Source organism: Rhodoplanes elegans, from assembly GCF_016653355.1.
GTDB classification, from domain to species: Bacteria; Pseudomonadota; Alphaproteobacteria; order Rhizobiales; family Xanthobacteraceae; genus Rhodoplanes; species Rhodoplanes elegans.
In genome coordinates this window covers 1-9,841 of sequence record NZ_NHSK01000172.1, presented here as the reverse complement: position 1 = coordinate 9,841, position 9,841 = coordinate 1, and the positions used below count along the sequence as shown (strand labels likewise).

Here is a 9,841-nt window from a genome sequence, read left to right as displayed (position 1 = left end):
GCCGTGACGCCGGTTCGCCGCCGCCGTCGCGGCGGGGCTCGCCGCCGTCACGGCCGGCGGAGAAGCCGTGGCGGCGCCCTCCTTCGACCAGTGGCGCGCGAGCTTCCGGGCCAAGGCGTTGCGCCGCGGCGTCTCGGCCGAGACCTACGACCGGGTGATGGCGGGGCTCAAGCCGGACACCGGCGTCTACGCCCTGCAGCGCGCCCAGCCGGAGTTCCAGGAGGAGCTCTGGCAGTATCTCAACCGCCGCGTCTCCGACTGGCGGATCGTCACCGGCCGCCAGCGCGCCGCCGAGCAGCGCGCGCTGCTCGAGCGCATCGAGCGCGAGTACCGGGTCGATCGCTTCATCGTGCTGGCCCTGTGGGGCGTCGAGTCGAGCTACGGCGACGTCATCGACAATCGCAAGTACATGCGCCCGGTGCTGCCGGCGCTCGCGGCCCTCGCCTTTGGCGAGCCGCGCCGACGCTCCTACTGGGAGCAGGAGCTGATCAACGCGCTGATCATCGTCGATCGCGGCTGGGGCGATCCCAACCAGATGATCGGCTCGTGGGCCGGCGCCATGGGCCACACCCAGTGGATGCCGGAGGTGTGGCTCAACATGGGCGTCGACTTCGACGGCGACGGCCGCATCTCGCCGTTCGGCCGACCGGACGACGCGCTCGCCGGCGCCGCCCGCTATTTGCTGGTGCGCGGCAAGTACGCCCAGGGCGAGTCCTGGGGCTGCGAGGCGCGTCTGCCGCCGGGCTTCAACATGCGGCTCGCCGACCGCCGGACGTACCGCACCTACGCCAAGTGGGCGGAGCTCGGCGTGACGCGGCCCGACGGCGCGCCCTTCGCCCATCCCGGCCATCAGGTCCGGCTCACGGTGCCGGAGCCGGGCGGCCCGGCCTTCCTGATCGGCCGGAACTTCCAGTCCGTCCATGCCTACAATCCGGCCTTCTCCTACGCGCTGTCGATCGTCCATCTGGCCGACCGGCTGCGCGGCCAGGGACCGTTCGTGCAGAGCTTTCCGGGCGGCGAGCGCACCCCCACGCTGGCCGAGGTGCAGGAGATCCAGCGCCGCCTCACGGCGGCCGGCTTCGACACCGGCGGCAGCGACGGCCGGGTCGGCAGCACCACCATGAAGGCGGTCGCCGCCTTCCAGCGCAAGGCCGGCATGGAGGTCGACGGCTATGCCGGCCTGAAGGTCCTGGCCCGGCTGCGCCAGGGCGGGTGATTGTCGCGCGCTGCTCGGGCGCGTGGTGGACAAAAGAGCTCTCCCGCTCTCGGCGCCGTGCCCCGGACAAGGCGCGTCGGGCGGCAGGTCCGATGCGCCGCAGAGCCGGGGCCCAGAGGCCGTCACGACAGGCGCTTCGACGCGGAGCCCTGGGTCCCGGGTCACGGCGCTGCGCGCCGGGCCCGGGACACGAGTCCTGCGGATCGCGCCGTCACCATCCTTGTTGCACCACGGCATGTGATCGGATTTGCTTGCACTCCCCGCAGTGCAGGACCCCCGCTCCATGACCTCCGAGATGTCTTCCGCCCGGCCCGCGTCGCGCGCCGGAGATGCCGCCCGTGACGACGCCGGCAGCCTGGCCGGTCGCGCCGGCCCCGAGGCCGTCGATCGCCCCAGCGGCCTTGCCGCGGCCAACGCCGCGCAGTTCGGCAGCGACGTCGTCGCCGAGATGCTGCGCCGTCTCGACGTGCCGTGGATCGCGCTCAACCCGGGCGCCAGCTATCGCGGCCTGCACGACAGCCTGGTCAATCATCTCGGCAACACGGCGCCGCAGATGCTGCTCTGCCTGCACGAGGAATCCGCCGTCGCCATCGCCCACGGCTGGGCCAAGGTGACGGGCCGCGCCATGGCGGTGGCGGTGCATTCGAATGTCGGCCTGATGCACGCCACCATGGGCCTCTTCAACGCCTGGTGCGACCGCATGCCGATGCTGGTCCTCGGCGCCACCGGGCCGGTCGACGCAGTGAAGCGGCGGCCGTGGATCGACTGGATCCACACGACCCGCGACCAGGGCGCGCTGGTCCGCCACTACACCAAGTGGGACGACCAGCCGGCCTCGCCCGGCGCCGCCCGCGAGTCGCTCATGCGCGCCTGGTGGCTCGCCAACAGCGCCCCGCAGGCGCCGACCTATGTGGTGCTCGACGTCGAGCTGCAGGAGGCGGCGCTGCCGGCCCCCCTGCCCGCCCTCGACCCGGCCCGCTTCATGCCGCCCGTCGTCGCCGGCCCACCGAACGATCTCGTGGCGCACGCCGCCGAGATCCTGGCGAAGGCCGAGCGGCCGCTGATCCTCGCCGGCCGGGTGTCGCGCGATCCCGCCGCCTGGGACCGCCGCGTCGCCCTCGCCGAGGCGATCGGGGCGCGTGTCGCCACCAACCTGAAGACCGGCACGGCCTTCCCGACCGAGCACCCGCTCCACCCGTGGCCGATCTCGACCTTCCCGGGCGACGGGCTGATCGCGGCGATGCGTGAGGCCGACGTGATCCTCAGCCTCGACTGGATCGACCTCGCCGGCACGCTCTCGGTGCTGAAGGCGCCGCCGGCCGCGACCGTGATCCAGGTGTCGCTCGATCATCAGCTCCACAATGGCTGGAGCATGGATCATCAAGGCCTTCCGCCCGTCGACCTGATGATCGCGGCCGACCCGGACGCGACCGTCGCGGCGCTGCTCCCCGCTCTCGGCGAGCGGAAGAAGCCCGCTGCCGCAGCATCGCCCGCCGTGCCAGCGCCGGCAGCGGCGGTGCCGGCCGAGGGTCCGATCTCGGTCGAGCACCTCGCCCGCGCGCTCCATGCGGCGCTCGGCGACGCGCCGGCGGCGCTCGCCCACACCACCATCTCGTGGCAGGGCCAGTGGTGGCCGTTCCGCCACCCGCTCGACTTCCTCGGCTCCGACGGCGGCGGCGGGCTCGGCGCCGGGCCGGGCCTCGCGGTCGGCGCCGCGCTGGCCCTGAAGGACACCGAGCGTCTGGCGGTGGCGGTGTGCGGCGACGGCGATTTCCTGATGGGCGTCACGGCGCTGTGGACCGCGGTTCACTACCGGCTGCCATTGCTGATCGTGATCGCCAACAACCGCTCCTTCTACAACGACGAGGTCCATCAGGAACGCGTCGCACGCATGCGCGGGCGGCCGGTCGAGAACAAGTGGATCGGCCAGCGCATCGACGAGCCGGCCATCGACCTCGCCGCGATGGCGCGGGCGCAGGGCGCGACCGGCTTCGGCCCGGTGGAGCGCGGCGACGCGCTCGCCCCGACACTCGCCGAGGCGGTCGCGGCGGCGCGCGCCGGGCAGGTCGTGGTGGTCGATGTCAGCGTGGCGCCGGGCTACGGCACCGTCGCCGCCGCCCTCACGCGGGCGCCGTGACCGCCGGCGGGCCGAACCGGCGATGCGGCTCGCGTCCGCTGTGCGTCTGGTGCGTGGCGGGTGCGCGGCTGATGCGCGCACCTCGTCCGTCTCCTGATCGAGTTACCCTTGAGGACTAGCGGCGCCGCGCTAGAATAATTCCGAAGGGGAGGTCGCCATGGGATTGGTCGCCACCACCTTGGTGTCCGAGACTGCCGTCCATGCCCGCTTCTCGGATCGGTCGGACGTGTCCAAAGCGACGCTCTGGTTCGAGCTCCAGGTTCCGCTGGCGGATCTGGAGATCGACGAGCCACGCACGGCGCATCCGCGCAATTCGGAAGCGCGGTACATCGGCGCCGCCAAGCTGGCGGCGCTGCGCCATCTCTACAGGATGATCGGCGCCGAGATCGTGCGGCTGCAGGAGGAGCAGCGCAGCGGCGACTGAACGCCACTGCGCCGGGCACGGCGGCCGGACCGCGCGTTCACCACGTCACGCGAGACGGGACCGGGTGTCGGGCGAAGCCGGCTATGATCGGCCCGGACCGCTCGCCTCAAGGCACCGCTCATGCGCCTCGCGACCCGCCTGACGATCCTCTCCGCCGCGCTGCTCGCCTGCGTCGCGCTGTCCGCAGCGGCCCCTCGTGCCGTCGGCGCACCGACGTCGGCGAGCGACGACGACCCGACGCTCTTTCAGGCCGCCGTGGCCGAGACCGAGCGCCGCAACCGCGCCGCCATTCTGGCGATCGCGGAACGCGACCGGCCGCGGGCGAAAGCCGATCTCGCCGGGCTGCGCGAGGCCTTCGGCCAGCTCGCCGAGCGCTTCGGCAAGACCCGGATCATCGCCCTGAAAGGCGAGACCGACGGCGTCACGCTGCTGGTCGACCTCCCGATGCGGATCGTGACGGCACAGATGATGGTGGATTTTGGCCGCGCCGACGCCGCCACTGCGCCGCTGATCGCGGTGTGCCGGCTGCTGATCACGCTGCACATCCCGGCCGATCCGGCTGCCGCGGCGGCGTGCGAGGCGGAGCCTCGCTGAACCGGCCCCGCGGGCGCGGCTCCGTCGCCCCACCCGTGGCGCGATCAGCGGCCGTCGCCGCGTCGCTTGCCGACCACCACCCGCTTCACCATGCCCTGCAGCCGTCGTGCCGGCGAGACCGGCACGGCCGATGCGCTCGCATCCGCCCGCTGGCGGCGTCGGCGCGGCTCGCCCGGCGTCGCCGAGACGTCGGGCAGCCGGCGCTTGATGCGGCCCATGATCTCGTCGACGACGAGATCGAGCAGAGCCCGGGCGATCTGGGTCCGTTCGGCCGAGCGGCGCGCCGTGCCGACCGTCTCGGTCGCGCCCGGCCGGCTCACGTCGGTTCGGCTCACGTCGGTTCGGCTCGCGTCGGTTCGGCTCGCGTCGGTTCGGCTCGGCGGCGGGGAGGTCGCACGCCCTCCCCGATCGGCCGCGTCGTCGCGGTCGTCGATCTCGGTCATCAATGGCCTCCTGCCGCAGTCCCTTTGCGCGCGAAGGCCGGCTTCCCTTGCGCTGTGATCGAAGGTGTGCCGGCGGACAGGATACGCCGCGATCCCGTCCATGATGCTCCGGCGGCGGTTCCCTCCAGGAACCGTGACGCCCTTCGACTGTAACGGCAGACTCGGTGTGATGGGATCACCATACCGTTGCGACGAGACGTCGCTGTGCACCGCGAAAAATTGTGTTTTGTGTCAGCCCGCCGACATATTCCGGCTACTCCCCGTTGGCTTCGGTGCGGGTACGCTCCCGCCGCTCGGACGTATGCCGATAGGTGATGACGACGCAGGCCAGTGCGAGGACCAGAATGGCGCCGCTCTCGTAGAGCAGATTGACCGGCGGCTGGTCCTTGCCCTGCAGGATGACCAGCCGCGACAGCGCCGTTATGGCGATGAACAGCGGCAGCGTGATGGGTATCTTCTTGGAGTCGTAATAGACCCCGACCATTCCCAGCACCTCGACATAGATGAACATCAGGAGCAGGTCCTTCAGCTCCACCTTGATGCGCAGGACGATCGCGTAGACCTCCTGCCCCATCGCGACGACGGTGAAGAGCGCGATCCCGAGCAGGAACGCGTCCTCGACCCGGTGGATGATCCGCCCGACCGTGCCGTCCTTGAATGCCGGTTTCGCCATGCGATGGCCCCTCGCCCCACGATGCTCGACCCACGCCGGGCGATTCGCCCGACCTGCGACGGTATCGCATGGTGGCGCCCCGGTTCGCTGTGGTCGAGGCCGGGCAGGGTCGCAGGCGATGCTCAGGCGGGGGCGACCAGGACGCGTTCGAAGCAGGCCTTCAAGGCCCCGAGATCGATCGGCTTCATGAGCCCGTCGAGAAGCCTCAGGTCGCGCCCGCGGGCCGTCGTCATCACGGCCTCGACGCTCGCCGGGTCCATGCCGCTGACCACCACGATCGGCTTGTCGAACGAGAGCCGCGCCAGCGCCTCCAGCATGTCGTGAGCCGTGCCGGCGCCGAGGGCGATATCGAGCGTGACCAGATCGAAGACGTGCGATCCGATCAGCAGCTCGGCCTCCTCCACGCTCGCGACCCCGATGGCGGCGAAGCCGGCCCGGTCGGCGACCCGGCAGATGATCGAGCGGGATGTGATGTCGTCGTCGATGACCAGAACGGTCTTGCGGATCGCGCCTTCCTGCAGTGCGGCCCCCGGCGGGCCTGCGGAGAAGAGCAAGATGTTTCCTCCGAATCGCATGCGACGTCCCCGGTGCGATTATCGGCGAAGGTCCTAACGAAATCTGGATGGCGTGAATGCCCCGGTGCGCGAGGCGTCGCGATGACGCGACGGCGGGCACCGCGAAGGGCAATCAGGTCGGGACACGTCGAACGGTGCGGGGACCGGCTCACGGTCGGCGGGCGTCGCCGGGATGGAGGTCAGTGGCGCGCGTGCGGACCGTGCTTGGCGTGCCACTTGGGACCCGGGCCACGCATGTAGTGCGCCTCGGGCCGGTACGGGTCGAGCAGCGCGAGCAAACCGCGACGCCATGCGGCCGTGAGGGCCGAGACACGCTCACGGGCCCGCGACACGCCGCGGGTCAGGGGCAGCACGCCGATCGAGTTGCTCCGCCCCGTCATCCCGGGTCCTCACATCGCCGGACGCCGGCGGGCGGCCGGACGATGCGCCCGGACCCGCATGACGATGTCGAAATAGTCGCCGCCGCGCGCGGCGGGACGGGTCTGACGGGTGCCGCAGGTCCGGCACACCAGCACGGCGGCCGAACGCGGCCGCTGGACGACGGCGCAGGGCGTCGCGACGGGCACCAGGGTGTCGTCGCAAATCCCGCAGAGCACCGGAACCGTGTCGTCGGGGGTCGACATCGACATGATCCTCTCGCAGGCCATCCCCCACAGGATGAGCGAGGCAAGTGAATCATTCCCTTCCTATGGCGAAAATCGGGATCAGCCCGGTTGGTAGGATTGCGAACTGATGAATAAGTATGCAGAAACCGAACCTAGTACCTCTATTTCGAATGGACGTGCTCGCGTTCCGTCGAACCTCGTTCGGCGCTCGCCCCCGAAGCCGCTCTGACATCAGGACTTCAACCTCTCCTCTGCCGTGCTCGCCACGGCGAGGGCTTTGCACGACAGCTCCGTCATCCCGGGGCGGATCGCAAGCGCCGAGCGCGGTATCCATAACCCCTGTCTGTCGTGAGCCACTTGCTCCGGGCGTATGGATTCCGGGCTCGCGGACCTCGAGGTCCGCGCCCGGAACGACGAGCTATGCAAGCTCCTTCTCGGGCCCGCGTCCGAGGATCCTGATCAGAACCGCAAGGTGGCGAACGCCCGGAAGGTGCGGCCGGGCAGCAGCACCTCGTCCTTGCGGAACGAGACGCTGTTGCGGATGTCGTCGTTGAGCAGATTGTCGCCGACGGTGCCGACCGTGAAGGACGTGAAGGGCGAGCGCGCATCGCGGATCTTGTCCGTGTAGCTCAGCTCCGCCTTGAGGAGATTGTAGCCGGGCGTCGCCGTCTCGTTCGCACCGGGATCGTCCTGCGCGAAGGCGTGGATGAAGTTGACCCGGGCGAGCCAGTTGGCGTCGCGCCACGAGAGACCGCCGCCGAGCCGCATCGGCGGGATGCGCGGCACGTTGGCGCCGCCCTCGAAGGTGGCGCGCAGATAGTCGTACTGGCCCTCCACCGTCACGATGCCGCCGGCGAGCCGGGCGACGTCGAGCTGGGAGTAGAACTCGACGCCCCGGAAGGTCGCGTCGAGCTGGGTGTAGGTGACCTGCAGAAACTCACCGTTCGGATCGCCGCAGGTGTCGTAGTCCTCGCCGCACAGGTTGCCGGTGAGCTGGCGGAAGATGAAGCCGTTGAACTTGCGATAATAGGCGTTCGCCTCGAAGCGCCAGTCGCCGCTCTGCCGCTTGAGGCCGAGCTCGACCGCGTTCATCTTCTCCTTCTGGAGGTTGGCGTCGCCGATCTCGAACGTGCCGGTGGCGTCGTGGGCGCCGTGGGCGTAGAGCTCGAGCGGCCCGGGGGCGCGCTCCTTGTGCTCCACCGTCAGGCTCGCGGTGACGGCCCAGGGCAGATCCTTCACCAGCGCGGCGCTGACGCTCATCGGCACGAAGCTGCGCGAGGCGGCGGCCGAGGTCGGCTCGTCGCCGGTGAACACCAGCGACGGGAACGTGAAGGCGATGCCGCTGATCTTGGCGTATTCGACGCGCCCGGCCGCGACCAGCGACCAGGTCGGCGCGAAGCGGAGCTGCTCGAGCGTGTAGACGGCGGCCCGGTTGGTGGTGCTCGGGCCGATCAGGCCGCCGGCCTCGCCGCCGCTGTTGAGGTCGCGGTGGCCCGTGTCGGCGCCGATCACGCCGGTCAGCTCGCCGAAGGCGGTCGCCACCGGCACATGCGCGAACTCGGCCCGCGCCTCCTGCTGGCGATTGACGAAGGTCGCCCGTGTGCCGTCGAAGCCCAGCTCGTCGAGCCCCATCTCGTGGTGCTTGTAGTTGGTCGCGCCGACCCACCAGCGGAACGCCTCGAAGGCGCCGCCGTCGAGACGCCACTCGCCGCGGCCCGTGACCTTGGTCTGCTCCATCGCGATGCGGGTGTTGTTGATCGCGCTCTCGGTGCCGGGGATGTGATAGACGCTCTGGTAGTGCTGGATGCCCAGCCCGGCGAAGCCGTCGTCGAAGAAGCGCGTCACCGCGGCCGACTCGCCGCTGGCGCCGATCTTGGTGTTGGGCTGCACGCCGCCCGGGATGCGATAGTCGTCGGCGTGGCGGCCATAGGCGTCGACGTGCAGCACGGTCTTGTCGTGCACGGCGTCGACCAGCACGGCACCGTCGTAGCCGCGGTCGACGGTCGCGCCGGAGGCGCGGATCTCGCCGTGGATGCCCTGCTGGGGCAGCACCTCGGGGATGCGGTCGTTGGTGGCGCTGGCGATGCCGCCGATCGCCTGCGACGAGTAGCGCAGGGTGCCGGGGCCGCGGATGATCTCGATCTTCTTGGCCGCGAGCGGATCGATCGGCACGCCGTGATCCTCGCCGAGGTCGGACACGTCGTGCGAGCCGATGCCGTTCTCCTGGACGCGCACCCGCACCGATTCGAGGCCACGGATCACCGGGCGGCTGGCGCCCGGCGCGAAGGTGGTCGAGGTGACGCCGGGCCGGGTGAACACCACGTCGCCCATCTGGGCGGCCGGGTCACGAATGATCTGGCTCTCGGTGGCGGTCGTCGCCGGCCCCGTCGAGGTCGCCTGGACGCCCGACGGGGTGCCCTGCAGGGCCGTGGTCACCGGCTCGTCCCAGCGTGGCCCGACCGGCGTCGCCGGCGCCGCCACCGCGGCCGGAGGGGCCGCGGTGGGGGTCGCCGCGGGCGCGGGTCGCGGGCGGGGACGCACGCGCGCCGTGGTGGCGGGCTTCGGCTTCGGTTTCGGCTGCGCGACGGTCACGGGCGGCAGCTCCGGCGGTTGCTGCGCGACGCCCTCGCCACCCATCACGAGAACACTGGCGGCGCCGAGGAGCCAGAGGCGCTGGACTTTCATTTTCCGTTTCCTTGAACGCGAATTGTTATGTTATTACGTTGTTCGCGACCCTCCTCGTCAACGGCGCAACGCGCTCCGGCCGCCGATCGGCGGGACACTGTGGTCGATGCGCCACAACATGCCGGCCATCGCGTCGGCAGGGGTTCCTACGTCTCGACATCGCATGGATTTCACGGCCGAGAGAGACCCGCCGACGACCGAGCCGGCGGCCGATCCGCTGTCGGCCGGCATGGCCGGACTCACGGCCGAGCGGCCGGCGCCGGCCGTCGCCCCGATCGCCGACGTCTCGCATTGGCGCACGGCGCTGCTTCTGGCACTCGGGCTGCACGCGGCGGTCGCCGGCGCGCTGCTCGCGCGGCCCGCGCCGCCCCCGCCCGATCAGGACGGCGGCGCGCCCGTGGTGGTGATCGAGCTCGCCGTGGTCGCCGCGGCGCCGGAGACGCAGCCGGCCGACCTGGCGCCGGCCCCGGTCGCCGAGGCGGCCCCGGA

10 protein-coding genes and 1 pseudogene are annotated in these 9,841 nt (G+C 71.2%); 5 read left to right on the top strand and 6 right to left on the bottom strand.

Annotated features, from left to right (window positions below):
* Window positions 1-67 precede the first annotated feature (67 nt).
* From CCR97_RS21545 to CCR97_RS21530, 4 genes are all read left to right on the top strand, one after another.
* The gene (locus CCR97_RS21545; protein ID WP_201159831.1) at window positions 68-1,216 is read left to right on the top strand and encodes a lytic murein transglycosylase; all 1,149 of its coding nucleotides are present in this window, start codon (window positions 68-70) and stop codon (window positions 1,214-1,216) included.
* Between the two features lie 283 nt (window positions 1,217-1,499).
* On the top strand, window positions 1,500-3,353 hold the full coding sequence (locus CCR97_RS21540; RefSeq protein WP_244670602.1) for a thiamine pyrophosphate-binding protein: 1,854 nt from the start codon (window positions 1,500-1,502) through the stop codon (window positions 3,351-3,353).
* Between the two features lie 157 nt (window positions 3,354-3,510).
* Window positions 3,511-3,777, top strand: a complete 267-nt coding sequence (locus CCR97_RS21535; RefSeq protein WP_111359305.1) for a hypothetical protein — start codon at window positions 3,511-3,513, stop codon at window positions 3,775-3,777.
* Window positions 3,778-3,897: 120 nt separating this feature from the next.
* Complete coding sequence (locus CCR97_RS21530; RefSeq protein WP_111359306.1) at window positions 3,898-4,371, top strand: hypothetical protein; 474 nt, start codon at window positions 3,898-3,900, stop codon at window positions 4,369-4,371.
* A 44-nt stretch (window positions 4,372-4,415) separates the two neighbouring features.
* On the opposite strand, the gene CCR97_RS21525 is transcribed toward CCR97_RS21530, so the two are convergent.
* From CCR97_RS21525 to CCR97_RS21500, 6 genes are all read right to left on the bottom strand, one after another.
* Window positions 4,416-4,706 (bottom strand): hypothetical protein, encoded by a 291-nt coding sequence (locus tag CCR97_RS21525; RefSeq protein ID WP_146618871.1) that lies wholly within the window; start codon window positions 4,704-4,706, stop codon window positions 4,416-4,418.
* A 361-nt stretch (window positions 4,707-5,067) separates the two neighbouring features.
* Window positions 5,068-5,487 (bottom strand): phosphate-starvation-inducible PsiE family protein, encoded by a 420-nt coding sequence (locus tag CCR97_RS21520; protein WP_111359308.1) that lies wholly within the window; start codon window positions 5,485-5,487, stop codon window positions 5,068-5,070.
* A 122-nt stretch (window positions 5,488-5,609) separates the two neighbouring features.
* The gene (locus CCR97_RS21515) at window positions 5,610-6,041 is read right to left on the bottom strand and encodes a response regulator (protein ID WP_170145989.1); all 432 of its coding nucleotides are present in this window, start codon (window positions 6,039-6,041) and stop codon (window positions 5,610-5,612) included.
* A gap of 200 nt (window positions 6,042-6,241) precedes the next feature.
* The gene (locus CCR97_RS21510; RefSeq protein WP_111359310.1) at window positions 6,242-6,442 is read right to left on the bottom strand and encodes a hypothetical protein; all 201 of its coding nucleotides are present in this window, start codon (window positions 6,440-6,442) and stop codon (window positions 6,242-6,244) included.
* 9 nt (window positions 6,443-6,451) lie between these two features.
* Window positions 6,452-6,691, bottom strand: a complete 240-nt coding sequence (locus CCR97_RS21505; protein WP_201159830.1) for a hypothetical protein — start codon at window positions 6,689-6,691, stop codon at window positions 6,452-6,454.
* Between the two features lie 435 nt (window positions 6,692-7,126).
* A complete protein-coding gene (locus CCR97_RS21500) occupies window positions 7,127-9,352 on the bottom strand; it encodes a TonB-dependent receptor (protein WP_244670601.1) in 2,226 nt (741 codons plus the stop codon).
* A gap of 163 nt (window positions 9,353-9,515) precedes the next feature.
* Here CCR97_RS21500 and CCR97_RS21495 point away from each other — a divergent pair.
* Window positions 9,516-9,841, top strand: a pseudogene (locus CCR97_RS21495) (hypothetical protein); the annotation flags it as partial.

What these genes read in the sequence shown, in the direction of transcription:
- CCR97_RS21540 (WP_244670602.1), top strand. Translation starts at nt 1,500, where the DNA reads ATGACCTCCGAGATGTCTTCCGCCCGGCCCGCGTCGCGCGCCGGAGAT.
- CCR97_RS21535 (WP_111359305.1), top strand. Translation starts at nt 3,511, where the DNA reads ATGGGATTGGTCGCCACCACCTTGGTGTCCGAGACTGCCGTCCATGCC.
- CCR97_RS21530 (WP_111359306.1), top strand. Translation starts at nt 3,898, where the DNA reads ATGCGCCTCGCGACCCGCCTGACGATCCTCTCCGCCGCGCTGCTCGCC.
- CCR97_RS21520 (WP_111359308.1), bottom strand. Translation starts at nt 5,487, where the DNA reads ATGGCGAAACCGGCATTCAAGGACGGCACGGTCGGGCGGATCATCCAC.
- CCR97_RS21510 (WP_111359310.1), bottom strand. Translation starts at nt 6,442, where the DNA reads ATGACGGGGCGGAGCAACTCGATCGGCGTGCTGCCCCTGACCCGCGGC.
- CCR97_RS21505 (WP_201159830.1), bottom strand. Translation starts at nt 6,691, where the DNA reads ATGTCGATGTCGACCCCCGACGACACGGTTCCGGTGCTCTGCGGGATT.
- CCR97_RS21500 (WP_244670601.1), bottom strand. Translation starts at nt 9,352, where the DNA reads ATGAAAGTCCAGCGCCTCTGGCTCCTCGGCGCCGCCAGTGTTCTCGTG.